Below are 25072 nucleotides of genomic sequence, written 5' to 3' on the forward strand. Positions count from 1 at the left end.
GTAAAACTTGTGTATAGGATCAATTACATAATGAATCATAGCGAATTATGAATTGATTTGATGAACCATGAGTACCAGGGAGGTTGGAATTAATGTACAAGGCGATTGTAATTGGAACCGGTCCGGCGGGACTGACGGCGGCGATATACTTGGCCCGGGCGAATTTGAATCCGCTCGTGATCGAGGGGACACAGCCGGGAGGGCAGCTGACGACCACCACGGAGGTTGAGAATTTCCCGGGTTTTCCGCAGGGCATCCTGGGACCGGAGCTAATGGATCAGATGCGGAAGCAGGCAGAGCGCTTTGGAGCTCAATTCCGGAGCGGCTGGGTACAGGAGGCCGAGCTGCGTCAACGGCCGTTCAAGCTGACCCTCGAGGGCGGCGAAGTCCTTGAGGCGGAGACCGTCATTATCTCGACGGGAGCCTCCGCCAAATATTTGGACATCCCGGGGGAGAAGGAGAACGTAGGCCGGGGGGTAAGCACCTGCGCCACCTGCGACGGGTTCTTCTTCCGCGGCAAGAGAATTGCCGTGATCGGCGGCGGAGACTCGGCGATGGAGGAAGCGAGCTTCTTGACGCGCTTTGCTACCAGCGTGACCATCGTGCATCGGCGCGATGAGCTCCGGGCCTCGAAGATCATGCAGGATCGAGCCAGGAATAATGAGAAGATTGAATGGGCGCTCAATCGTACTCCGTTAGAGGTATCGACGGATGAGCAGGGCAAGGTGATCGGCCTTAAGGTTCGCAATAACGCGACGAATGAGGAGGAGCTGATTCCCGTGGACGGCATCTTTGTCGCGATCGGCCATACCCCGAATACGAAGTTCCTCGGCGGGCAGATTGAGACGGATGAGCATGGGTATATCCTTGTGAAGCCCGGGACGACGATGACGAACGTTGAAGGCGTGTTCGCCTGCGGTGACGTGCAGGACACGCGCTATCGCCAGGCGATTACCGCCGCAGGCTCCGGCTGCATGGCGGCGATGGATTGCGAGAAGCTGCTGGAGGGCTCGATGGTTCGCGACTGGAGCGAGACGCTTAATTCATAATTAATCCAAAAGGCTGTTCTTAAGTGTCATCCTCAGATGGATGACGCTAGGAACAGCCTTTATTATTGCAAATTGTAAGTTTAATTTAAGGGTTCTGGGCCAGAGCCGCAGCGGTTAAATTTCTTTCCGCCGGAAGTAGGTAAGACCGGCCAGGAAGAATAGGAGGAAGCTCCCCAGCACGGTGATGAGCAGGCTTTGATAAGGCAGATTAAAGGCGCCGTAATTGGCTTCGCCGCCTGGCATCATCGCCAATACCGGCTGAGCCCAGGGATAGAACGGGCCGTAGGTGGCCGAATTGACGATCAGCATATTCGGAATCGTCAATGAGACGTTCAGCGACAGCGGGGCAGCGAAGCTCGACCAGTTGAGCGATGCCCCAAGCTGCAGCGCGACGAGCGGCAGGCAGGCGATCCAGCCGCCCAGAATGCTCTTCAGGAACATGTCCCAAGGCATCGCTCCCGGAAAGCCATGATATTTCGCCGCGCCGATCAAGGCCAGAAGGAAGAAGAGCTGGCTTAGCGCAAGCATGCCAGCCACGACGGCGAATTTAGCGAGATATACGCCTGTACGCGTTACGGGCAGGACAAGCAGCTGCTTCCAGCCGCCGCCGGTGTGCTCGTAGCGGCAGACGAAGGCCGCGAACAGCCCCGCCATAATAGGCAGGAACAGCATGCCGTGCAGCATTACCATGCTGCCGACCATGATTGGCCAGGGGTCTGCGCCCGCGGGAACCGACACCAATGCCCCAATCAATAGCGAGAGGATCGGGCTGGCCAGAATAATCAGCCAAATACCGGATCTGGACATTTTCAGCGTCTCTGCCGACAAAATTCGCAGGAACGTCCGCATAGTTAATCCACATCCTTTCGGTTAAAGTGCAGCAGGCTGATCATGAGCAGGAAGAGGCTGAGGGAAACTCCGCCAAGCAGGTAGGCGACCGGGCTGGTGTCCATCATGGCCAGCGTGGCCCAATTCAGCGGCAGCCATACGGATAAATCCAGCGTAAATGGCGAGAGAATCGCTGCCGCAACGCCAATCGATACCGGAAGCGCCTGGTTGCGGAACGTTAGCGACAGCCAGAGCTGAAGGGCCAGCAGCGGCCAGGCGGCCAAGTAAGGTATGAAGCCCATCGAGAGCAGCTCTTGTACGGGCAGCGCCGGCTCGAAGCCGAGCAGGAGGCCGAGTCCTGCGGTAAGGATGGGCAGCAGCAGGCAGGAGACGGCAAGCACCAGCACGCATAGGGTGAACTTGGCCAGAAATACGGCGCTCCGCGATACCGGCAAAGCGAGCAGCTGCTTCCATGAGCTCATCTGATGCTCTACGTTGGCGACGAGGGAGCTGATCAAGGTGCAGCCGAGAAATAGCGCCATCGGAATGAACTGCTCAATATTGTAAATTAGCCCGCCCCAGAGATCGTCCTCGTATCTCTTGGATAAGTAGTCAAAACGCAGTCCGAAATTCAATCCCTGCATTGCGACAAGGCCGATCGGCGCCAGGAAAACCAGGAACCAGATGCCCTTGCGGCGTATTTTTAGGAAATCAGCGCGAAGGGAGCGCAGCAGCATCATAGCGATCCCTCCCCGATCACCTGCATGAAGATATCCTCCAGGGATTTCTTCTTCTGCTCAACCCGGTAGATGGCATGTCCGTTCTCGACGAGCCGCTTCACCAAATGGGCGACCTGGGGATCCTTCATGCCCGGGAAGGTCATTATCCCCCCTTGGAGGGTGCCCGTCTGGCCCAGATCACGGGCGATCCAGATCGCGGAATCGGGCTCGGATACGACAAGCTCGATATCATGCTGCGCCTGAAGGCGCAAATTATCGATCGTATCCTGGAATACCATCCGTCCTTCGCGAATAATGCCGACCTTATGGGCCATTTGCTCGACCTCGCCCAACAGGTGGCTGGAGACGAGTACGGTGATGCCATATTGCTGCGGCATGCTTTTGATCAGCTCGCGCATTTCATGAATTCCCGAAGGGTCGAGCCCGTTGGTCGGTTCATCCAGGATCAGGAGCTCGGGGTTGCCGAGCAATGAAGCGGCAATGCCAAGCCGCTGCTTCATGCCCAGAGAGTAGCCTTTGACCGGACGCTTCGCTTCCTTCGTCAGGGAGACGATCTCCAGCACCTCGTCGATCCGCGGCTTCGGCACGTCAAGAATGCGCCGGATAGCCTCCAGGTTGTCGATGGCGCTCAAATGGCCGTAATAGGAGGGATACTCCACCAGAGATCCGATACGGCGCAGAATGTTCAGCTTATCCCGCTTCAGCTCCCGCCCGAAAATGGAGATCGAGCCGCTTGTTGGCTGAATCAGTCCGAGCAGCATGCGGATCGTCGTTGTTTTGCCGGCTCCGTTGGGGCCAAGGAAGCCGTAAATATCCCCCTTGGAAATTTCCAGATTCAATTGATCGACGGCCGGGCGGCCGCGGTATTTCTTCGTCAAGCCTTTAGTTTGAATAATCAATTCGCTCACTGCATATCACCTCGGTAACCAGCATAACTTTCGAAGTTTAAATGCAGCAGCGGAGGAAGTTTAAGTTTAGTTTAAGAAGCGGGGTAGATCACGAACCTAGTGCCTTCGGTTGAGGATTCCGCGTCGAGGCGCAGCCCCATCTCCCGGAGCAGCAGCTCTACGATGGCCAGGCCGAGGCCCGCTCCTTTGGCTGTTGAGGCAGCATTCAAGCCGGGGCCGTGATCCGCAATGATCAGCGCGGCGCGTCCCTTCCAGCGTGCCGTATGGATGCCTACATACTCGCCTGAACCGGCGTGGCGGACGACGTTCTGGAAGAGGTTGTCCAGCACGCGCCGGAAGCCCTGTGTGTCGACTGTCCATCTCAGCGGCTCTTCCGGCAGGCTGATGTCGACAGCCATGCCGGTCTTCTCCCAGACGGGGTACCAAGCGGCGGCACTCTCTCTGACGATGCGATGCACATCCTGCAGCTCTATGGACAGGGCGTATTTCCCGCTCGTCAGCAAATTGTAGGACAACAGATGATCGATCAAGTGGTCGAGATCTGTCAGCTTCGCCTCCATCAAGGATAAGGATTGCCGTCCTTGCGGGGATAACGGCTCTTTCCCCATAGAATAGAGGTGGCTGCCGAGTACGGTTAGCGGTGTCCGCAGGTCGTGGGACAGGTTGGCGATCAAATTCTTGCGCAACTCCTCTTCCTTACGTTCCCTTTGGCGCCCCTCCTCCAGTTGATGCACCATGCGATTGAAGGCCTGTTCCAGCCTGCCGATTTCATCGGGCCGCCCTTCATCCGTAGGCGACGGGAGCCCGTTCTCTCCGACCCGCGTCATGGCCGCCTCCAGCCTGAGGAGGCGTCTGCGGATGCCGCGGAAGAATACATAGGACAGCAGAATGAAGATGCCGAAGATCAGTGCCATGAACAAGCCATAGAATCGGCTGTCGCTGGGCCGTCCTTGCGGGGTTAGATAGGAACGCGGCAGCTCGAAGACCATGAATCCTTGCTGCGCCTCCTGGCTTCCTCCGATTAAGGCGACTACCGTGTAGGGATCGGCATTGAATCCTGATTTCATGAAGGCGATTGTATCTTCCGCCGACCATTGCTCAGGAAGCTCAGTCTGTACAGGCAGCTGCAGCTGAGTGGAGCCTTCCCCATCAACCCAGAATAGCGAGGCATCGGGGTACTTCGCCTTTAGCTCGGTTAGCCTGGCATCGATCTCCTCGGGCAGGGCTCCGGCCAATGCATGGGCCTGCTCATGCCACATCTTCTCCAGGTCATGAGCCGAGCCATAGGGCAGCTGGTACTCTTCCTGCTCGCCGAGAATCAGCATCCGGTTAACTGCCCAGGAGGCCAAGAAGCTGGCGGGCATTAGCACGGGGATAAATACAAGGGCCGTAGCGATAATGAGTACGTAACGGGACAGAAGAGAGGTCCGAAAGCGCTGCAAGGGGCTCTGTTTCATGAATTTCATGCTCTCACCCGGTAGCCGATGCCGCGGATCGTCTCGATAATTTCGGGCGAGGCGGGATCGCGTTCAATTTTTTCACGCAAATGCCGGATGTGAACCATCAAGGTCTTATCGCCTTCCAGGTAGGGCTCTCCCCATACGGCTTCATAGATCTGCTCCTTTGTCATGATTTGACCAAGGTGGCGCAGCAGGTAGTTGAAAATGTGAAACTGCTTCCCGGTCAGCAAAATCTCTTCTCCGGTGTCCTGGTTGATAATGAGGTTCTCGCGCTCATGGACGAGAAGATGCTGCAGCTTGAGCGGCCCGGGAGATGCATTGCCGCTGCGGCGAAGCAGCACTTCGATTCGGGCGGCTAGCTCATCCGGATGGAACGGCTTTGTCAAGTAATCGTCCGCAAACTCCAGGCCCTGCAGCTTGTCGTCGATCGAGGCTCTTGCCGACAGCATCAATACGGGCAGATTCGGGTGCTGCTTCTTGAGCCGCTGTCCGACTGTGAAGCCGTCGAGGCCTGGGAGCATGACATCAAGGATGGCGAGCCGGCAGGTATCGGCATAATCCAGGGCGCGTTCCCCGGTCTTGAGCCATGTCACGCGGTAGCCGCGATCCTGCAGATTCTCGTTAACCCACGTTCCGATTTCTGGATCGTCTTCGATATATAGCAAATGAATGGGATTCATCGTTAAGCCTCCTTCTGCTCCTATTGTGACAAATCTGCATCAAAAAATAAACTAGTCTGTCAGAGCACCGATACCCTTGTGATTGTAATCACAAGATCCCATGGCGGGCTGTGCTAATTTTGATATGAGAATGGTTTTCATTCAAATTTGAAGAAATGCGGTGAGCGTTCATGGGAAAAGTGATCGATTTGCGTAAAACGGTATACGAGTTATGCACGGCCGACCCTGAAATCATCGAGATCATGATAGGGTTGGGCTTTGAGCAGCTGGCCAAGCCGGGAATGCTGCAGAGCGCGGGACGGCTTATGACGATCCCCCAGGGAGCCAGGCTGCGCAGGGTAGAGCTGGAAGCGATCAAGGGCGCGTTTCGCGCCAAGGGCTATGAAATTACGGAGTAGCTCAGGCGGCGCATTGGATGTCCAGAGTTCAGGATATTTTTAAATCATTGGCTTAAAAATAGAGGAGGATACGGTGATGAGCGAAATGATCAATAACCGCGAGCATGCGGTACCGGAGCAAGGACGTCGGCAGCAGCTGCTGAAGGAAATCATCAAGGAGCTGCATGAAGGCAAGAGCGTGGAGGAGGTCAAGGCCCGGTTCGAGGAAGCAGTAGGGGACGTGACGGTGGCCGAAATATCCGCGATGGAGCACGCCCTGATGGAGGAGGAAGGCATTCCGGTCTCTGAGGTGCAGCGTCTGTGTTCTGTGCACACAGCTATTTTTAAAGGTTCTATTGAGGAAATTCACCGCTCGTCCAAGCCGGAGGAACAGCCGGGGCACCCCGTCCATACTTTTAAGCTGGAGAACCGCGAGATTGAGCGGCATGTCAATTTCAAGCTGGAGCTGCATAAGGACAAATTCCGCCGGGAGGACAATTCGGAAATAGTCTATAAGCTGGTCGAGGATTTGAATCTGCTTCTGGATCTTGATAAGCATTATAGCCGTAAGGAAAATTTGCTCTTTCCTTACTTGGAGAAATACGGGATCTATGGCCCTACCAAGGTCATGTGGGGCGTGGATGATGCCATTCGTGCGATGATCAAGGAAGTGAAGGAGAAGCTGATGAGCTACAACGGCGACTGTGCAGCGGATAAGGATATGCTCATTATTGACCTGGAGCGTGTGATCACTGAGGTCAACGAGATGATTTTCAAGGAAGAGAATATTTTGCTGCCAATGGCTTTGGAGAAGCTCACGGAGGATGAATGGGTTAAGATTGCCGCGGAGAGCGATGAGATCGGCTATTGTCTGACGGCTCCGGAGGAGAAGTGGATTCCGGAGCGTGTGCCGCTTCCGTTCGACGAGGCTAAAGAGGGGACAGAGGATGGCCATCTGCCGGAGGGGCTGATCCGCTTTGAGACGGGGATACTGATGGCTGCGCAGCTCGAAGCGATCATGAATCATCTGCCTGTCGATCTGACGTTTATCGACGAGCACGATGTCGTCCGATACTTCTCCCATGGGAAGGAGCGAATATTCGCCCGGACAAAGGCCGTTATCGGACGTACGGTACAGAACTGCCATCCTCCGCAAAGCGTGCATGTCGTCAATGAGCTGCTGGAGGACTTCAAGGCCGGGCGCAAGGATTCCGAGGACTTCTGGATTCCGTTTAAGGATAAATTCGTCTATATCCGTTATTTCGCGGTTCGCAGCCCCGAAGGGCGGTATATGGGAACCTTGGAATTTACACAAAATATCGCCCCCATCCAGGCCCTTGAGGGACAGAAGCGGATCCTGTCTTAAGAAGATATATTAAGGATGTGCAGCTATATTATGGAAACCCCGCCAGCGGCGGGGTTTTTTGCTGGGAAATTGAAGGGGCGGCTCCTGTTCTGAATCAGGCGGCAGCAGGTGCTTTTCTGATGTAAACCCCCCTTGTGAATTTCGTCATTTGCGCTGAAAGCCTTGTATTTACTGGATTTTCTGCAGCTCGCTTCTCTTGACCGAACGGTGTGGTTCGCTTATAGTTGGTACGTAGGATAAACTATTTTATTTGAAGAAAAAGGTGGCTTGTACAATGTCTGAAAAAATCTACATTGGTGTTGACCTTGGCGGGACTGCGATCAAAGTCGGCATCTGTAATGATGAGGGGCAGCTTCTTCATACCTATGAAGGGCCAACCGAAGCTGATAAAGGTTCTGATACCGTTGTGAACAATATCGAGAAGTATGTCCGCCATATTGTGGAGCAATCCCCTTTCGATTGGGAACAGGTAGCAGGCGTCGGGGCTGGAGTTGCCGGATTTACGGACGTACGCGAAGGGATCATCATCTTTGCACCGAATGTAGGTTTGAAGGATCTTCCGATTCGAGAGATTCTGGAGGCACGTCTGGGCAAGCCCGTCAAAATAGACAATGATGCCAACGTTGCAGCACTGGGCGAAGCATGGAGCGGCGCGGGCAAGGGCATCGATCATTGCGCCTGCGTTACGCTGGGCACCGGCGTTGGTGCCGGCATTATTATTCACGGCAAAATTTACCAAGGGTTCGCCGGCTTTGCAGGCGAGCTTGGCCATATGTCCGTGGTTCCCGATCTGGAAGCGATTCAGTGCGGCTGCGGCGAGACGGGATGCCTCGAGACGGTATCCTCCGCGACCGGCATTATTCGGATGGCGAATGACGCTGTGGCCAGAGGCGAACGCACGACGCTGTCGCAAGTGGAGAAAATCATGGCGAAGGATGTTTTTGATGCAGCTAAAGAGGGGGATGAGGTGGCGATTCGGATCGTCAACCGTGCCGCGTTCTATCTAGGCAAGGCGCTGGCCGCCGCAGCTGTAGTTCTTAATCCGGAAGCATTTATTATTGGCGGCGGCGTATCCAAGGCAGGGGACATTCTCTTTAATGAAGTACGCAGTGTGTTCCAGAAGCTGACTCCTGAAGTCGTGGCAAGAGGGGTAAGCATCGTTCCTGCTACGCTGGGCAACAACGCTGGAATGGTTGGCGCAGCCGGCCTGTTTACCCGCTCTTAAGATTCGAACGCTAGCAAGCTCAAATTCGGGGGTCTGTCATTCAATTCTGTCGATATATGCTGTCGATATTTAGTTATATAATAGATAGAAGAGTAGAACAGGAGAACACGAGGAGGGAAATGCATGTCAGAGAAGGAGAAAGCTTCAGTTGCCAATTTGATTATCATTACAGGCATGTCGGGTGCAGGGAAATCGCTCGCCGTCAGGAGCCTGGAAGATCTAGGGTTCTTCTGCGTGGACAATTTGCCTCCGGTACTCATCCCCAAATTCGCTGAGCTGATCGAGCAGTCGAATGGCAAAATCGCCAAGGTAGCGCTTGTTATCGACCTGCGGGGCCGGGAGTTCTTTACGGCGTTATCCGAGTCGCTCGGTTATGTAAAAGATCATTTTACGATTAATTGTGAAATTCTATTCCTGGATGCCACTGATTCCGTATTGGTGCAGCGATACAAGGAGAGCCGCCGCCGCCATCCGCTTGCGCCGGACGGTATGCCTCTCGACGGGATCCGGCTGGAGCGGAAAATGCTGGAGGAGCTGAAGCTGTCCGCCACCCAGGTCATCGACACGAGCAATATCAAGCCTGCCCAGCTCAAGGAGAAGATCATTTCCCGCTTTTCCCATTTGGAGAGCAATCATTTATCCGTTAACATTACATCCTTCGGATTTAAATATGGAATACCGATCGACGCCGATCTGGTGTTCGATGTCCGGTTCCTGCCGAACCCTCATTATATTGAGCAGCTTCGTCCACACACCGGACAAGACAGCGATGTATATGATTATGTTATGAAGTGGCCGGAGACGCAGTCCTTCCTGACCAAGCTGCTGGATATGCTGCACTTCCTGCTGCCCCAATATCATAAAGAGGGGAAAAGTCAGGTCATTATCGCCATTGGCTGTACTGGAGGGAAACACCGTTCGGTCGCCATTGCCGAATATTTGGGCCGGATGCTCGGAACTAGTGAAACGGAGACGGTTCGCGTAAGCCACAGGGACGAGGGCCGAGACCGACATTAAGAGGGTGAATCAAGACGATGAGTCGAGCTAACGAGACAAAAGTGCCGCGAATTGTAGTGATGGGCGGTGGAACCGGCCTGTCGGTCATGCTTCGCGGCTTGAAGGAAAAACCGCTCGATATCACGGCCATTGTTACCGTCGCCGACGATGGGGGGAGCTCTGGAATTCTGCGGAGCGAGCTGCATATGCCTCCTCCCGGCGACATTCGTAACGTATTGACCGCGCTGGCGGACGTAGAACCTTTGCTATCGAATATGCTGAGTTACCGTTTTTCCAACGGCTCGGGACTAGCGGGGCATAGTTTGGGCAATTTAATATTAGCGGCTATTACAGACATATCCGGCGATTTCGTAACGGCTGTCCGGGAGCTGAGCCGCGTATTCGCGGTACGCGGACGCGTGCTCCCCGCCGCCGACCAGGCGGTGGTGCTGCATGCAGAGATGGAGGACGGCAGCATTGTCACGGGGGAATCTAAGATTCCCGAGGCTCGGGGCAAGATCAAGCGGATCTTCTTGGAGCCGGAGGAGGTGGAGCCGCTGCCGGAGGCTTGTGAAGCGATTCGCGAAGCGGACGCCATTCTGATTGGCCCAGGCAGTCTGTATACGAGCATCATCCCGAATTTGCTCGTGCCGAAGCTGACGGAATCGGTTCTGGCCAACAAGGATGCAATCAAGATATTCGTATGCAACGTCATGACTCAGCCTGGCGAAACCGATAACTATACGGTAAGCGATCACTTGCAGGCGATTTACGATCATGTAGGTCATCATTTATTCGATTATGTCATCGTTAATGACGGCGAAATCCCGGCCCAGGTTCAGGATTTCTATGCCGAGCAAGGCGCCAAGCCCGTCGAGGTCGATTGGGACGCTGTTACCGGCCAAGGCTATAAAGTTATAGCCGATACGCTTGTGTTGTTCCGTCGTTATTTGCGCCATGATGCCGACAAACTGAGTCAGCATATTTACCAATTGGTGCAGAACTGGAATTTACGAAAGAGGTGAGACCCTTGTCGTTTGCGGCGCAAACCAAAAAGGAACTAACGATGGTCGAGGCTGAGCCCTGCTGCGAGCAGGCCGAGCTGTCCGCGTTAATCCGGATGAACGGCTCGGTGCAGGTTTCGAACAAAAAGGTTGTTCTGGACATATCTACCGAAAACGCCGCGATAGCAAGGCGAATTTATTCTTTACTGAAGAAGCACTTTCAGGTTCATACGGAGCTGCTTGTACGGAAGAAAATGCGGTTAAAGAAAAATAACGTCTATATCGTACGAATTCCGGCCAGGGTTCAGGAGATACTGAAGACGTTGAACATCGTGTCTGAGGGTTTTATTTTTACCCAGGGGATTAATCCGGAGTTGACCCGGAAAAACTGTTGTAAACGGGCCTATCTGCGCGGGGCATTTATGGCGGGAGGCTCCGTCAACAATCCGGAGGGCTCCTCGTACCATCTGGAGATCGCCTCCATGTATGAGGAGCACTGCAAGGCCCTGGTTGAGCTCGCCAATGAATTCCACCTGAATGCGCGATGCATCGAGCGCAAGAAGGGCTTCATTTTCTACATCAAGGAAGGCGAGAAAATTATCGAGCTGCTGAACATTATCGGCGCCCATCAGGCGTTGTTCAAATTCGAGGACGTACGCATTATGCGCGATATGCGCAATTCGGTCAATCGGATCGTGAACTGCGAAACGGCAAATTTGAATAAGACCATTGGTGCAGCCGTCAGGCAAATCGAGAATATCAGGCTTTTAGAGAAAGAAGTGGGACTTGAGAACCTTCCGGAGAAGCTGCGCGAAGTCGCTGAAGTGCGTCTCGCCCATCCCGATATGAACCTGAAGGAGGTCGGGGAGCTGCTCAAAGGCAAGGTGAGCAAGTCAGGCGTTAACCACAGACTGCGAAAAATCGATGAGCTGGCGGAAAAAATTCGCGGAGGCGCAGGGGTATAACTAGTCTGTTATAGTCTGTATATGATATAATGATATAAATTTACCAAGATTATATCATTTTACAACATGCTATTGAATTCGTAATAGGGGGTAAGGTTTCATGATCAAACACCCGGTAACTGTTCGATTGAAAACGGGTCTACACGCTCGGCCGGCAGCGCTTTTCGTTCAGGAAGCGAATAAATACTCATCTGAAATATTTGTTGAGAAAGACGATAAAAAAGTAAATGCTAAAAGTATCATGGGTATTATGAGCCTTGCCATAAGCACCGGAACGGAAATCTACATCAGTGCAGATGGCGCAGATGCGGAGCAGGCCGCAAACGCTTTAATTAATCTGGTAAGCAAAGAGGAACTGGAGAACCAGTAATGGGGGCTGCCAGTGTACAAGAAGGGACGATTTCGGGGTAATGGCCGCGAAGTTGTCCCTTTTTAAATGGAGATGGATTATTTCACAATAATTTTCCAAAGTTATGAATGCTCTGCTGCAACATTTGCCTGCAAGCTTCCGTTTAGTAGTTAAACTCATCCTATATTGGAGGTCATTACTAATGAAAAAATGGTTCAAGCCAGTAGGCGCAGTCGTGATTGCAAGCGCATTATTAGCAGGAGGTTCATTCATTGGCGGGAGGTTGGATATGGTGCAGCCTGTATATGCTGACAGTGAGTCGCAGCGTAATGTAATTCATGTTTCGGGCAGCGGAGAAATCATGGTCAAGCCGGACGTCGCTTACATTTCCGTAGGCGTTGAGACGCAGGCGGACACGGCGAAGGAGGCGCAAAGTCAAAATGCAGCCAAAATGGCCAAGGTGAATGCGCTGCTGAAGGAGACGTGGAAGCTCGATGCGAAGGATATCAAGACGGGCCAGTTCTCGGTGCAGCCGAACTACAGTTATTCCGAGAAGGAAGGCCAGAAGGTCAAGGGCTATTCCGCTTATCATACCCTATCGATTACTTACCGCGATCTGGAGAAGGTAGGCCAGCTGCTGGACGAGATTACGAAGGCAGGGGCTAACCGCATTGATAATGTCCGCTTCTCTACCGAGAACCCGGATCAATATCAGGAGCAAGTGATCCAGAAGGCGATGGCTAATGCGGACATGAAAGCCGCCGCGATTGCCAAGGCCGCGAAACGCCAGGTCGGCATGGTGTTAAGTGTGACTCAGTCAAGCAACGACTATGCTCCGTATATGAACATGAGCTTCGCCGTAGCGGAGAAAGCCTCCATGGATCAGGCTACCTCCATCGAGCCCGGAGAGATCAGCGTAAAGACGACGCTTTCCGTGATGTATGAAATGAAATAACCTGGAGGGACGGAGCAATCCGGACCGGGGCTGAATGCTAAGGCCGTGACGCTGGAATCTGTCAAGGGACAGAGGGCTCACGGTCCTTTTATTTGACGAATAACAGCATAACCTTCACAAAACCTTCTTTAGTTCTGCCAAATGGCCTAGAAAAGTGTTGTATCTGAGCGCAAAACAAGGTATAGTGAATATGCAAAAAATGAATCGACTGACCTGTTAAAAGCCATACCAATGGATATGGCTTTTTTTTCTTAGTAGACCTGAAGGAGTTGGTGCATACATGATTGAACTGGCCGAAGTTGAGAAGAGCTTTGGGGGACAAGTCGTTGTGCATCCGCTTTCGCTCACCATACGAGAAGGGGAATTCCTAACCCTGCTGGGCCCGAGCGGCTGCGGCAAGACGACGATTTTACGCATGATCGCCGGGTTCGAGCAACCGACAAGCGGCAAGATTATGCTGGACGGAAAGGATTTGACCCATTTGCCTCCCAATCGCCGGGATTTGAACCTGGTATTCCAGCACTATGCGTTATTTCCGCATATGACTGTGGAGGATAATATCGCCTTTGGCTTGAAAATGAAGAAATTCCCGCTCAAGGAGCAGCGCCAGCGGGTAGAGGAAGCGGTCGCGATGACCCAGCTGACTCCGTTGGTGAAGCGGTATCCGCACCAGCTGTCCGGCGGACAGCAGCAGCGCGTAGCGATCGCCCGGGCGATTGCGAACAAGCCGAAGGTGCTTCTGCTGGACGAGCCGCTAGGCGCCCTTGATTTGCAGCTTAGAAAAAATCTGCAATCCGAGCTGAAGCAGCTGCAGCGCAGCTTAGGCATTACGTTTGTATATGTCACTCACGATCAGGAAGAAGCGATGATGCTGTCCGACCGGATCGTGATCATGAATAACGGACAAGTGGAACAAATCGGCACACCTCGCGAAATTTATGCAACCCCGTCTACCCTGTTCTCCGCCACCTTTGTAGGTGAGAATAACATTTTCTCCAGCGAAGGGCGGCTATTTGCTGTGCGCCCGGAGAAATTGCGGGCAAGCAGGCAGGTGGATGACTCCAAACGCAGCGGAGAGATCATGGACGTCTTGTATTTGGGGAGCATTCATAAGCTGATCGTTCAGCTTGATAATGAACCGATGACCGTGTCGATTGTCTTCGATCTCACTGATGACCGTCCTTGGAGCATCGGCGATAAGGTTGGGGTGGATTGGAACGCCGAGGATGAGGTGAACATCGGGCCATGAGAAAATTGAGCCTGTCCGTATTGCCGGTAATGTTGTGGCTGGGCGTATTCCTCGTCATTCCGATGCTGATCGTCGTCGGGATGTCATTCATGGGCCGTGACCAGGTAGGCGGCGTCGTAGCTGGCTTTAGCCTGGAAGCTTATGCCCGTTTTTTCGATCCATTGTATTTGGGGATTTACTGGGATACAATCGTGCTGTCGGTCCTGACGACGGTGATCTGTCTTGTGCTTAGCTATCCGCTGGCTTATTATATCGCCAATTCCGGCCCGAAGAGACAGACCTGGGGGCTGATCCTGGTTACGATTCCGTTCTGGATCAATTTCCTCATTCGTACCTATGCCTGGGTACTGCTGCTTCGGACGCAGGGCGTCGTCAACAATCTGCTGATCGATATCGGCCTCATTCATGAGCCGCTGCAGCTGCTGTATACGCGGGGGGCTGTTCTGCTCGGCATGGTCTATACGTTCATCCCCTTTATGGTGCTGCCGATTTATGTGGCGCTGGAGCAGATGGACAAGAAGCTGCTGGAGGCGGCCAGCGACCTAGGGGCATCGCCTTGGAAGGCGTTCTGGCATATCACAGTACCGCAGACCAGATCGGGCATCATGACGGGCTCGGTGCTGGTCTATGTCTCCACGACGGGAATGTTCGTGGTAACGGATATTTTGGGCGGTGCGAAATCGGCGATGATCAGCAATGTCATCCAGGCGCAATTCTCGGGAGCGCGGGACTGGCCGTTCGGCTCGGCTCTGTCGATTATTTTCGTAATTACATCCTTGATCATGATCGCCTTGTTTAACAAAGCGATGACTTCCAGACACTTAAAAGTGAAGGAGGGTCGCTGATGAAGACGAAGACGCATCCGCTGCTCGGATTCCATTCGCTCCTTATGATGGTGTTTATTTATGTACCGATCGCTTTCATTATCGCTTATTCCTTTAACAGCTCGCGATTGGCTGCGGATTGGAGCGGCTTTACGCTGGATTGGTACGCCTCCTTGTTCAAAAATCGGCGGGTCATTGAGGCGCTGAGCAACAGCTTGATCGTTGCGGCGGTGTCCACGGTGGTGTCTATGATTCTGGGAACGATGGCCGCGCTGTCGATGAAGAAGCTGAACCGCAAGCTGCGGGCCGGAATGGGCGGGTTGCTTTACTTGCCGATTATTATACCGGATATTATTATGGGATTATCGCTGCTTGTCCTGTTTACCCAATTTCAAGTTCCCATGGGCAAGCTTACGATCATCTTTGCGCATATTACATTTAGCATGTCCTATGTATACGTAGTGGTCAGCACACGGCTTGCCGGAATGGGCAAGCAGCTGGAGGAGGCTGCCAATGACCTGGGGGCCAGCGCCTGGCAGACGTTCCGTTACGTTACTTTCCCGCAAATTATGCCGGGTATTGTGGCCGGGGCGCTCATTGCTTTTACGTTGTCCCTGGATGATTTCATGGTAAGCTTCTTCGTAAGCGGACCAAGCTCAACAACGCTGCCGATCTATATTTACGGACAAGTGAAACGCGGTATTTCCCCGGAAATTAACGCTTTGTGTACGATATTGATCGTCGTTAGCGTGACGTTGATTTTACTGGCGCAGTATATTTTGAACCGGGGCAAGGGGCAAAAGAAACAATCCATCCTCCCTTTCTAAGGAGGGGAGGCTTCGGTGCTGAAAAGTTGACTTTTAATCTGCGATTAAAGTATATAGGATTAATTAAACCTACATCCCATTCAATCCATCAGCTTATATAGGTTATTAAAGAGAGGAGACCAAAACATTGAAAAAAATGAGATGGGCCGGCGTGCTGCTGGCGAGCATGTTAGTTATTTCCTTGCTGTCCGGGTGCGGATCGTCAGGGAAGCAGACGCTGAACATATACAGCTGGGCGGATAATTTCGACGCCGATGTACTGGCTGATTTTGAGAAGGAATATAACGTGAAAATCGTGTATGACGTCTTTGCCAACAACGAGGATCTGCTGGCGAAGATCAAGACAGGCGGCAGCGGCTATGACCTGATTCAGCCTTCTGATTATATGGTAGACACCATGATTAAAGAGGGCTTGCTTGCACCGCTGAATATGGAGAATATCCCGAATTTCGAGAACATCGATCCAGCGTTCAAGGATCCTGTATTTGATCCGGGCAACAAATATTCCATTGTCTATATGACCGGTGTGACGGGAATTGCTTACAACAAGAAGTACATCAAGGACGAGATCGATAGCTGGGAGGACCTGTGGAACCCGGCGTACAAAGGCAAAGTGCTGCTGCTCGACGATAACCGGGAAGTGATCGGGATGGCCTTGAAAAAAGCCGGCAAATCGAACAGCTCGATGGATGAAGCGGAGATTACCGCTGCAGTGGAGGACTTGAAGCAGCTGCTGCCGAGCGTGCTTGCGTTCGATACCGATAATATCAAGAATAAAATGATTCAGGAAGAAGGCTGGATCGGTACGGTATGGTCCGGCGATGCTTCTGTGATCGCGAAGGATAATCCGGATGTGGCGTATGTAGTACCTAAAGAAGGCGGGACTATCTTTGCGGACAACTATGCGATTCCGAAGGACGCGAAGAACAAGGAGTTGGCGGAGAAGTTCATCAACTATATGCTGGAGCCTGAGGTTAGCGCGAAGAACTACGAGTCGATCGGATACAGCGATCCGAATATCAAAGCGAAGGAATTCCATAGCGACGAATATAATGCAGATACGATGATCAATCTTTCCGCGGATGAGCTGTCCCGTACCGAGTGGCTTAGCGACGTTCAGGATAAGCTGCAGCTTTATGACCGTTTCTGGACGGAGCTGAAGAGCGGCCGCGAATAATAGACATCGATTGAAGCAGGTTTGGATTTGCACAGTGAGGCGCATTTGCGCTTCACTGTTTTTTATTTGTCCTATGCTTTCGTTGGGCAGCGGGCATGATTTTGCTGGAAGAGGGACATAATTCGACTATCCCAAGAAAGAGGTGAGGCCAAGTTGAACAGTTGGAAGGGTAACCGAATCGGGGTCTTTATACTGGCGGCCGTACTGGTAATGGCGGGATTGCCGTCTGGAAGCATCGCCGCGGCTGCTGCTTACGGGAGGGGGATTGAAGCCGGGCTAGCAGATGCCGCCAGGGCTGCTGAGGGGATGGCCGCTGGAACGGCCGCTGCCCCGGAGCAAGGGGTTAAGGTTGAGACGAAGACGATCACCAAGTCTCTGCCGGGAGCCTTGATCAAAGCGGAGTATCCGCATGTAAGCCGCTTGAAGCACAGATCTGTCCAGCGGAAGCTCAATGCATTCTTTAAGGCCCGGGCCGAAGCGTTCGTCGAGAGATCGGTCAAGGAAGCGAAGCAAAGCCAGCCCTCCCCCAGCGGAAACAAATATGAGTTTCTTGGCAATTTCAAGGTTACGTATAATCAAAACGGCATTCTGAGCCTCTACGAGCAAACCTATGCTTATACAGGAGGCGCGCATGGAAACAGCTACCGGGAGGGGCTGACCTTCCGGCTGGAGGACGGCAAGCTGCTTACGCTAGATGAGCTGCTTCGGGCCAATCCGGACTACCGCCAGATTGTCGATCCGGCCATTGCCCAACAGTTTCAGCAAACGCCGGGCTATTTCGGCACCTTCAAGACCGTGGGCCAGAATCCGTCGTATTATGTTAAAAACCAGGGAGTCGTCATATTTTTTCCGCTCTATGAGTACTTGCCCTATGTGAACGGATTCCCTGAGTTTTACTTTCCCTTCTCGCAGCTTTTGCCGGCAGGAGCGAATCCGTTCGATTTCACGGGGCGGTAAGTCACGTGCTACGGAGATGGAGGCTCGAAGACAGCTGCAGCCATGAGGCTTTCTCAAAGGAATTTTCCTTTGCGGAAGCCTTTTATTTTTGAGGAAAAAGGTTCAGGCGCCGCGGTTGTTTTGCTCTTGTTATTTCGTTATGCTAAGATAAGCGTTTAGGTTAGGAAGGGTTGTTATGATGGATTGGGAGGGTTATTTGTCAGAAGAAAGGTCACCATGCAGCAAATTGCCGACATGGCTGGGGTGTCAAAATTTGCCGTTTCTCGGGCGCTCTCCAGAAAGACGGGAGTAAGCAAGCAAACGAGAGAATATATCGTCAAGGTTGCCGGTGAGCTGGGGTTTTTCGAGAATGCGCGTCATTCGGTGCCCCGATATGTGCAGCATCTGAGAGATGACGCTATGTCAGGAACAGTCCTTGTATTGTTCCCGAACATCCGTTATCAGAATGCGGAGAATAAATATTGGAGATTTATTTATGACGGAATCTTTCAAAAAAAAGCTTAGGATAACGGCCTGGACATGATTACTTTGACATAGCCCTTTCGCGATAGCGTTACGAAGCTGTTCAATCCAGAAATGATCCTGGGCGTAATTTGCGTAGGGACAGTGTCTACTCAGGTTCTGCTAGAGGTGCAGAGGATGCAGCTGCCGCTGGTCATGGTCGATCATATGGATTCGGTTATTCAATGTGATGGCGTGTTTATGGATAATTATTTTATGATGAGAAAGTTAATGGCCCTGTTAATCAGCAAGGGATATCGGCGATTTCAGTTTGTGGGCAAAATATCCTATGCCTTTAGCTTTGAAGAGCGATGGAGAGCATTTCAGGACTCGCTGGCCGAGTATGGGATTGCGCATAATCAGCTTCCCCAGCTAATGGCTTCCGATAATCTCAATGAGTACGAGGGCGTGATGTCCGTTCCGCAGGATCAGCTTCCGCAAATCTTTGTATGCGCCAATGACTGCGTGGCCCTCAGTGTGTACGATGCTTTGAATGAACGGGGCATTAAAATGCCTGCGGAGTGTGGCTTAACGGGATTCGACAATACGGAATACGCCGAGGAATTAGTCCCCCAATTGACGTCAGTTTATGTTCCCAAGGGAGCGATGGGGGCCAGGGCTGTCGACTGTCTTTTGCACCGGATTAAGAACAGGGATGATTATTACGAGAAAACGTTGCTGCTTGGCGATGTAGTGATCAGACATTCAACAATATAATGAATCGGCTGAAGAAGAGGCGAGATGCCTCTTTTTTTGTTGAATAAACTGCGCATACGGGACATATAACAAATAATAAAATAAATATATTTTGTTATGTGAATCAATTTCATAAATCAAAAGCCTTGCCACGACTGGTTTTTAAGGCATAGAAAAAGGAGTACCTCCCCAAATCTCGAATTAGTATAGTGACCAAACCAAACTAATGAGACGAGGTGAACTCCCTATGCCATATATTCGACACGAGAGTTTATTTACCCTGCAAGAACTTTATGAAATGGAACAAAAAGATCGTTTTCGTGAGGTTTTTTCTACGATTGACATTGCACCTATTCTACGTTTGGTCAGAAAAACATCTCTTTATGGTGCGCCCATTGAAGTGAATTATAGGGCAATGGTCTATTCCTTGATCATCCGAATCGTAGAACGTATTCCTACGATCAAAGATTTAATAAAGAGACTTCAACATGACATCTTATTTCGCTTGGATTGTGGCTTTATGCTGTCAGAATCGATCCCATCGGCTTCTTCTTACTCCCGATTAATGCGTAAGATAAGCGAAAGCCATGCGCTAGAAGAGATGCAACAGCAGCTACTAGAACATGCCATGGCCGAAGGATTTATTACAGACGATACGGTTGCTATTGATGCTACCCATATCGAAGCTCGAGATCAGGCGCCTGCAAAGCAAGAAAAGGAAAAGCCAGAACCCAAAAAGCGTGGGCGAAAAGCGAAAGCTGAACGCGAAGCTTGGTTGAAACAAAAACAAGAAGAAGAGGAGCAAAAACCAATCTTCGAGAAAGAAATCGCTGCCCAATTACATGAGCCGTTCAACATTTTACGAGATCAAATGCCTCTTGATCCGCAATGGGGAGTCAAGAAGAATAGCGATGGCAAAAATGTCTTTTGGTATGGCTATAAAGGTCACCTTGCCGTAGGATCGCAGAGTCAATATATCCTTGGAGCAATGCTATCTTCTGGGAGCTTGAATGATGGTAAAGCTGCCATTCCGCTCCTAAAAGGGATGGCATTACAGCATCCGAATTTCAATATCAAGTACGTAACCATGGATGCTGGATATGATTATGAAGCCATATACAAGCAAATTCGAGAAGCAGATGCACATGCTGTTATTGCTTATAATCGTCGGCGGGAACCAGAACTTGTTGGATTTGACGAATACTTCGCACCCACTTGTGTCAGGGAACATTCTTATCGCTATGACAGCTACGATCCAACCTATGAAATACTCAAATATGTTCGACCGAAAGAATGTGCAAGCTGTCCATTAGCGCATGATTCACTTTGCCAGAAGGTCTATAAAATGAAGATTACAACGGATCTTAGAAAATATACCGCTCCGGCCAGAGGCTCAAAGCAGTGGAAAGAAATTGCTAAGAGACGATCTGCAGTGGAAAGAGTGAATGCTTACTTGAAAGAATTTTTCCAACTGAACAATGTGAGACATCGAACAGGTCAAAAAGCTAAGGTTCATTTAAACTTGGTTACTTTAGTTTACAATTGCATGAAGTTAGCGTGTGATCGTTTAAGCCGTCAGTTACAAGAACGAGCCGCATAGTTTTTTTTAAAATGGAAATGCTTTAATTCGGTTAGTCTACGATTTTGTAACTAAGCATTATGAAATTGATTCATGTATAAATGTTATTTTTCAGATTAAATAAAATCATACAATCGATGCTTCCTGGCGGCTACGATCCGAATGTGAAGATTGATCCCAATTATATTGCGATGATCGTAGATACCGGCATATTGCTGGTGATCGTTCTGCTGCTGGTGCTCTATCTGTTCGTTCAGCGATATTTCGTGGAGAGTGTGGAGCGAAGCGGCATTGTCGGATGAGGCGGGAGAGGAAACGGAGCTTATGCCTGAGACGCTTATGCGGTGTTGAATGACGGGAAGATGAGATAAAGATTCGACCAGGCGCTTGAAGGGTGAGGGACGAAGCGGGACACAGGAGGCGTTGCGGGCACGGCACGGATTCTTAAATGCAAAGCAGCTCCCTATAGCGGCAGGCTTCACTATATAACCTGCCAGCTATGAGGGAGCTATTTCTATCTTGGGACAGATTCCAAGCCCTTGTTATGGATGGGCTTAAACGGAGCAGGAGCCGTCCGAGCAGGATGGGTCGGAGCCGCTGCCTGACTCCGAGCCGCCGGGAGCCTGGGTTTGGATGATCTGCAGCGGCTGCTGCTGCTCTTCCTGCCATACCTGCTGCAGTACTTCCAGGAAGGTCTCGGTAGGCTGTGCGCCGGATACGGCGTATTTGTCGTTGAACACGAAGAATGGCACCGCAGTGACGCCAAGACGTTCAGCTGCCTGAAGCTCGCTTGCGACATCGGAATCGAGAGCACCTTCCTGAAGGGCGAGAAGCGCCTCCTGTTCATCCAGCCCCACCTCGGCGGCCAAGCGGGAGAGCGTAGCGTGGTCTCCCAGATCGAGACCCTCCGTGAAATAAGCTCTGAACAGACGTTCAGCCATTTCGTTGCCTTTGCCGTGCTGCTTGGCAAGGTGAGTCAACTGGTGGGCATCATGCGTGTTCGTAGGAATAACACTGTCCATGCGGTACTCCAGTCCGACCTCTGCGGCTTGGTTTGTCACCTGCTGGTTCATCTGTTTGGCCCGGTCATAAGGCATGCCGTATTTTGCGGAGAGTACGGTATGAATATCCTGTCCGGTGTTCTTCTTGGCGTCCGGCGCGAGCTCGAAGCTGCGGAAGCCCACCTGAACCTGGCTGCCGTGGGAGAATTGCTCCAGAGCCGCTTCCAATTTGCGCTTGCCGATATAGCAGAACGGGCAAGCAAAGTCTGACCATACATCTATTTTCATGGGTTGCCTCCTTGAATTCTTTGACTTGCATACGTTTCATTAAGGCTGGATGGAGCCTGAGTTTTCGCCTTATTCTCCGATGATTTCCACGGGGATCAGCTTAAACTCTGTCACATCGACCAGGCCCCGGTTCGAGATGCGGATCTCTGGAATGACCGGCAGGGCGATCAGCGAGAAGGTCATGAACGGCGCGTTCAATGGGCAGCCCAGCTGCTGCCAGGCGGCGGCGAGCTGCTTCACTTCTCTTGTCACGGTTTCCAGCGGCTGATCGGACATGAGGCCGGCGATCACCATAGGTACCGAGGCGAGCACCCGGCCGTTCTCGACCGCGATCATTCCGCCGCCCAGTCTGGCGAGCTCATTGGCTGCGAGAGCCATATCCTCCGCATTCGTCCCCATGACGAGCAGGTTATGGCTGTCATGGGCTACCGTGGAAGCGACGGCTCCGCTTCTTAGCTGGAAGCCTTGGGCAAAGGCCAGTGAGATTTGCCCCGTGCCATGATGGCGCTCGATGCATGCCAGCTGTACGATATCCTGCTTAGGGTCAGGCTGGATCATGCCGCCTGAGACGGGCAGCGTGGCTACAGTCTTCGCCGTGCGTGCGCTGTTCTCAATGGCTTGGATCACATGCACTCTGGTGCTTGTCCCTTGGCTCTGGCTGGTCAGCAGGAAGTCATCTGCAGTAAGCTGGCGGGCCAAATGGACCGATTGCCGAATTTTCTCCGGGTAGACATAACTGGGGAACTGAGCTAACAGCCTGCCGTGATCATAGACCAGTTCTCCGTTCGTAATAACGGTCGAGGGCTCCATCTGCCGCAAATCATCGATGAGCAGCAGGTCGGCGCATTTGCCTGGAGCGATTCCGCCGATATCTCCATCGAGCTTGAAGTAACGGGCTGTATTGATCGTTCCCATCTGAATAGCGGTAACGGGGTCAACCCCTTCTTCGATAGCGCGGCGGACGACATGGTTGAGATGCCCCTTCTCGATCAGGGTCTCCGGGTAGACATCGTCCGTTACAAGCATGATGTTGTCCGTTCGCACATGATCCTCGGTAACGACCTTAATCACTTCTTTAACATCATGCCATGCGGAGCCTTCACGGATCATGAGATGCATGCCGAGCCTCAGCTTGGCTAATCCCTGCTCACGCGTAACCGTCTCATGGCAGGAGGTTACTCCTGCAGCGATATAGGCCTGCAGCTGTTGTGCGTCATCGCTTGGGAAGTGGCCGGTAACCACCTTGCCAGCTTCCATGGTGGCCCTGATCTCGCCGCTCATTTTCGGCTCACCCTGAACGACTCCCGGGAAGTTCATCACCTCGCCGAGACCAGCCACGCCGTCCCAGGTCATCCCTTCGGCGATGTCAGCGACATGAAGCTCAGCGCCGGCATCCTCCAAGTCCGTTGTGGACGGAACACAAGAAGGGAATGTGGTGTAAACCTTAAGCGGCAAGCCGCGACCCTCTTCATGCATAAGGCGGACGCCTTCTGTGCCGAAGACATTGGCAATTTCATGAGGATCCATGAATATGGCGGTTGTTCCTTTAGCCAGCGCCGCTTTGGAAAACTCAGTCACAGATAGCATCGTGCTTTCGACGTGCATATGCCCGTCCAGCAGGCCAGGCGATATATACCGGCCCCCAGCGTCAATTACTCGCGTATTAGCTCCTATCGAATGTGAGGCGTGCCCTACATATGCAATGCGCCCATGCTTCACGGCCACATCCGTATTCTTGAGCAGTTCGCCGGTATATACATTGACCAGCGTCCCGTTCTTTACGACTAGGTCAGCCGGCTCTTTCCCCGCGGCAACCTGGCCGAGACTATGACTGACATCATATTGCTTGTTGATTCGGTTATGGTTCATTCCTGTCGCTCCTTTGCCTCCAGCGCCTAAAATTGCAAGAAAGACTGTCCTCCAAGCCAACCTGGAGAACAGTCTTATAGCAATAATAATTATACTCCTTCAGGAGTTACTCTCTCGATTACTTTATCGACGAGACCGTATTCCATCGCCTCGGCAGCGCTCATAAAGTAGTCGCGGTCCGTGTCCTTCTCGATCCGCTCCAGCGGCTGTCCGGTACGCTCCGCAAGAATGTGGTTCAGTTTATCGCGCATTTTGAGGATGCGGCGGGCGCGGATCTCGATGTCCGTCGCTTGTCCTTCCGCACCGCCAAGCGGCTGATGAATCATGATCTCGCTGTTGGGCAGAGCATAGCGCTTGCCTTTGGTGCCTGCGTTCAGCAGGAATGCACCCATAGAAGCAGCCAGTCCAACGCAAATCGTCGATACGTCTGATTTAATGAATTGCATCGTATCGTAAATCGCCATCCCTGCAGTAATCGATCCGCCGGGGCTATTAATGTACAAATGAATATCCTTGCCAGGGTCTTCCGCATCCAAGAACAGCATTTGGGCAATGATGGAGTTGGCAACGACGTCGTTCACTCCGCTACCAAGGAAGATAATACGGTCTTTCAGCAGTCTGGAATAAATGTCGTATGCGCGTTCTCCGCGGTTGCTTTGTTCAACGACCATTGGAATATAACTCACCGATAAAACCTCCTTAGATTGGTTCAAGCTACTACTTGCGTCCCTTGCGACACAGGCCGGGCCATTCGCGAAGTGAGCAGTATAGCCTCCATTGTAATATAGATTCTGGTATCGATTCAATCAATCTCATGATTGACGAAATCGAGAATGATTAACCTCATCATAAACAATTTTAAGTAGAAAGTCAAAGATGGTCAAACTATAAAAAAAGAAAAGCACCCCTTAGGGTGCGTCCGATATTCCACTGCAGTTCCATAAATACGTAATAAGCGAAACAGGCTCAGCTCACGTACGTTTTCAAGTACGTTCTTATATGAAATAAAAAAAGCCTTATGTAAGGCTCTGTGTGTGTAGAGGTTGAAGATGAGATGGCGCGCCCGCGAGGAATCGAACCTCGATCTCAGGCTCCGGAGGCCTACGTCATATCCATTGGACCACGGGCGCAAATTTAGCGTAACAAAAATGATTATATGGCATTGAGAAACAAATTTCAAGTGGCAAATTTTATATTCCGCC

At 51.9% G+C, this 25072-nt stretch carries 25 protein-coding genes, 1 tRNA gene and 1 pseudogene; 18 read left to right on the top strand and 9 right to left on the bottom strand.

Going from position 1 to position 25072, the window contains the following annotated elements; translation table 11 throughout:
• Positions 1-92: 92 nt before the first annotated feature.
• Positions 93-1049: a thioredoxin-disulfide reductase gene (gene trxB / locus BN2762_RS02655; RefSeq protein WP_055105481.1), complete on the top strand. Its 957-nt coding sequence runs from the start codon at positions 93-95 to the stop codon at positions 1047-1049.
• Positions 1050-1163: 114 nt separating this feature from the next.
• On the opposite strand, the gene BN2762_RS02660 is transcribed toward trxB, so the two are convergent.
• The 5 genes from BN2762_RS02660 to BN2762_RS02680 form a co-directional block, all read right to left on the bottom strand.
• Positions 1164-1898 (bottom strand): ABC transporter permease, encoded by a 735-nt coding sequence (locus tag BN2762_RS02660; protein WP_055105482.1) that lies wholly within the window; start codon positions 1896-1898, stop codon positions 1164-1166.
• Positions 1899-1900: 2 nt separating this feature from the next.
• Entirely contained in the window at positions 1901-2614 is a 714-nt protein-coding gene (locus tag BN2762_RS02665) for an ABC transporter permease (protein WP_055105526.1), read from the bottom strand.
• On the bottom strand, positions 2614-3525 hold the full coding sequence (locus BN2762_RS02670) for an ABC transporter ATP-binding protein (protein WP_055105483.1): 912 nt from the start codon (positions 3523-3525) through the stop codon (positions 2614-2616). The genes BN2762_RS02665 and BN2762_RS02670 overlap by 1 nt, the downstream gene beginning before the upstream one ends.
• A 71-nt stretch (positions 3526-3596) precedes the next feature.
• Positions 3597-4991, bottom strand: coding sequence for a sensor histidine kinase (locus tag BN2762_RS02675; protein ID WP_055105484.1), 1395 nt, complete (start codon positions 4989-4991; stop codon positions 3597-3599).
• Positions 4988-5665 carry a response regulator transcription factor gene (locus tag BN2762_RS02680; protein WP_055105485.1) on the bottom strand — a complete coding sequence of 226 codons (678 nt, stop codon included), beginning with the start codon at positions 5663-5665 and terminating at the stop codon, positions 4988-4990. Before BN2762_RS02680 ends, BN2762_RS02675 begins: the two co-directional genes overlap by 4 nt.
• Before the next feature lie 170 nt (positions 5666-5835).
• On the opposite strand from BN2762_RS02680, the gene BN2762_RS02685 reads away from it, so the two are divergent.
• The 17 genes and pseudogenes from BN2762_RS02685 to BN2762_RS02765 all read left to right on the top strand — a co-directional run.
• Positions 5836-6063: a DUF1858 domain-containing protein gene (locus BN2762_RS02685; RefSeq protein ID WP_055105486.1), complete on the top strand. Its 228-nt coding sequence runs from the start codon at positions 5836-5838 to the stop codon at positions 6061-6063.
• Positions 6064-6139: 76 nt separating this feature from the next.
• The gene (locus BN2762_RS02690) at positions 6140-7408 is read left to right on the top strand and encodes a DUF438 domain-containing protein (protein WP_055105487.1); all 1269 of its coding nucleotides are present in this window, start codon (positions 6140-6142) and stop codon (positions 7406-7408) included.
• 274 nt (positions 7409-7682) lie between these two features.
• Positions 7683-8633 (top strand): ROK family glucokinase, encoded by a 951-nt coding sequence (locus BN2762_RS02695; RefSeq protein WP_055105488.1) that lies wholly within the window; start codon positions 7683-7685, stop codon positions 8631-8633.
• 123 nt (positions 8634-8756) lie between these two features.
• Positions 8757-9650: an RNase adapter RapZ gene (rapZ, locus tag BN2762_RS02700; RefSeq protein ID WP_055105489.1), complete on the top strand. Its 894-nt coding sequence runs from the start codon at positions 8757-8759 to the stop codon at positions 9648-9650.
• 17 nt (positions 9651-9667) lie between these two features.
• Entirely contained in the window at positions 9668-10654 is a 987-nt protein-coding gene (locus BN2762_RS02705; RefSeq protein WP_055105490.1) for a gluconeogenesis factor YvcK family protein, read from the top strand.
• Between the two features lie 5 nt (positions 10655-10659).
• The gene (whiA, locus tag BN2762_RS02710) at positions 10660-11598 is read left to right on the top strand and encodes a DNA-binding protein WhiA (RefSeq protein WP_055105491.1); all 939 of its coding nucleotides are present in this window, start codon (positions 10660-10662) and stop codon (positions 11596-11598) included.
• 100 nt (positions 11599-11698) lie between these two features.
• Positions 11699-11968, top strand: a complete 270-nt coding sequence (locus tag BN2762_RS02715) for an HPr family phosphocarrier protein (protein ID WP_019640181.1) — start codon at positions 11699-11701, stop codon at positions 11966-11968.
• 181 nt (positions 11969-12149) lie between these two features.
• Positions 12150-12902, top strand: a complete 753-nt coding sequence (locus BN2762_RS02720; RefSeq protein ID WP_055105492.1) for an SIMPL domain-containing protein — start codon at positions 12150-12152, stop codon at positions 12900-12902.
• Positions 12903-13182: 280 nt separating this feature from the next.
• Complete coding sequence (locus BN2762_RS02725; protein ID WP_055105493.1) at positions 13183-14151, top strand: ABC transporter ATP-binding protein; 969 nt, start codon at positions 13183-13185, stop codon at positions 14149-14151.
• Complete coding sequence (locus BN2762_RS02730) at positions 14148-14996, top strand: ABC transporter permease (protein ID WP_055105494.1); 849 nt, start codon at positions 14148-14150, stop codon at positions 14994-14996. The genes BN2762_RS02725 and BN2762_RS02730 overlap by 4 nt, the downstream gene beginning before the upstream one ends.
• On the top strand, positions 14996-15802 hold the full coding sequence (locus tag BN2762_RS02735) for an ABC transporter permease (protein WP_055105495.1): 807 nt from the start codon (positions 14996-14998) through the stop codon (positions 15800-15802). The genes BN2762_RS02730 and BN2762_RS02735 overlap by 1 nt, the downstream gene beginning before the upstream one ends.
• 127 nt (positions 15803-15929) lie before the next feature.
• Complete coding sequence (locus BN2762_RS02740) at positions 15930-16979, top strand: ABC transporter substrate-binding protein (RefSeq protein ID WP_055105496.1); 1050 nt, start codon at positions 15930-15932, stop codon at positions 16977-16979.
• Between the two features lie 153 nt (positions 16980-17132).
• Positions 17133-17936: a DUF3298 and DUF4163 domain-containing protein gene (locus BN2762_RS02745; protein WP_148499858.1), complete on the top strand. Its 804-nt coding sequence runs from the start codon at positions 17133-17135 to the stop codon at positions 17934-17936.
• 216 nt (positions 17937-18152) lie between these two features.
• On the top strand, positions 18153-18440 hold the full coding sequence (locus BN2762_RS26425; protein WP_055105497.1) for a LacI family DNA-binding transcriptional regulator: 288 nt from the start codon (positions 18153-18155) through the stop codon (positions 18438-18440).
• A 72-nt stretch (positions 18441-18512) separates the two neighbouring features.
• Positions 18513-19154 (top strand): substrate-binding domain-containing protein, encoded by a 642-nt coding sequence (locus tag BN2762_RS26430; protein WP_083484742.1) that lies wholly within the window; start codon positions 18513-18515, stop codon positions 19152-19154.
• 226 nt (positions 19155-19380) lie between these two features.
• Positions 19381-20733 (top strand): IS1182 family transposase, encoded by a 1353-nt coding sequence (locus BN2762_RS02760; protein WP_055105499.1) that lies wholly within the window; start codon positions 19381-19383, stop codon positions 20731-20733.
• A 146-nt stretch (positions 20734-20879) separates the two neighbouring features.
• Positions 20880-21014: pseudogene (locus tag BN2762_RS02765) on the top strand (carbohydrate ABC transporter permease); the annotation flags it as partial.
• 252 nt (positions 21015-21266) lie between these two features.
• Here the strand turns inward: BN2762_RS02765 and BN2762_RS02770 are convergent.
• The 4 genes from BN2762_RS02770 to BN2762_RS02785 all read right to left on the bottom strand — a co-directional run bounded on the left by BN2762_RS02770 (position 21267) and on the right by BN2762_RS02785 (position 25000).
• On the bottom strand, positions 21267-22001 hold the full coding sequence (locus BN2762_RS02770; RefSeq protein ID WP_055105501.1) for a DsbA family oxidoreductase: 735 nt from the start codon (positions 21999-22001) through the stop codon (positions 21267-21269).
• Between the two features lie 69 nt (positions 22002-22070).
• A complete protein-coding gene (ade, locus tag BN2762_RS02775; protein ID WP_055105502.1) occupies positions 22071-23870 on the bottom strand; it encodes an adenine deaminase in 1800 nt (599 codons plus the stop codon).
• An 89-nt stretch (positions 23871-23959) separates the two neighbouring features.
• Entirely contained in the window at positions 23960-24556 is a 597-nt protein-coding gene (gene clpP / locus BN2762_RS02780; protein ID WP_055105503.1) for an ATP-dependent Clp endopeptidase proteolytic subunit ClpP, read from the bottom strand.
• 369 nt (positions 24557-24925) lie between these two features.
• Positions 24926-25000: transfer RNA gene (locus tag BN2762_RS02785), tRNA-Arg, on the bottom strand.
• Positions 25001-25072: the final 72 nt, after the last annotated feature.

Source organism: Paenibacillus ihumii, from assembly GCF_001403875.1.
GTDB classification, from domain to species: Bacteria; Bacillota; Bacilli; order Paenibacillales; family Paenibacillaceae; genus Fontibacillus; species Fontibacillus ihumii.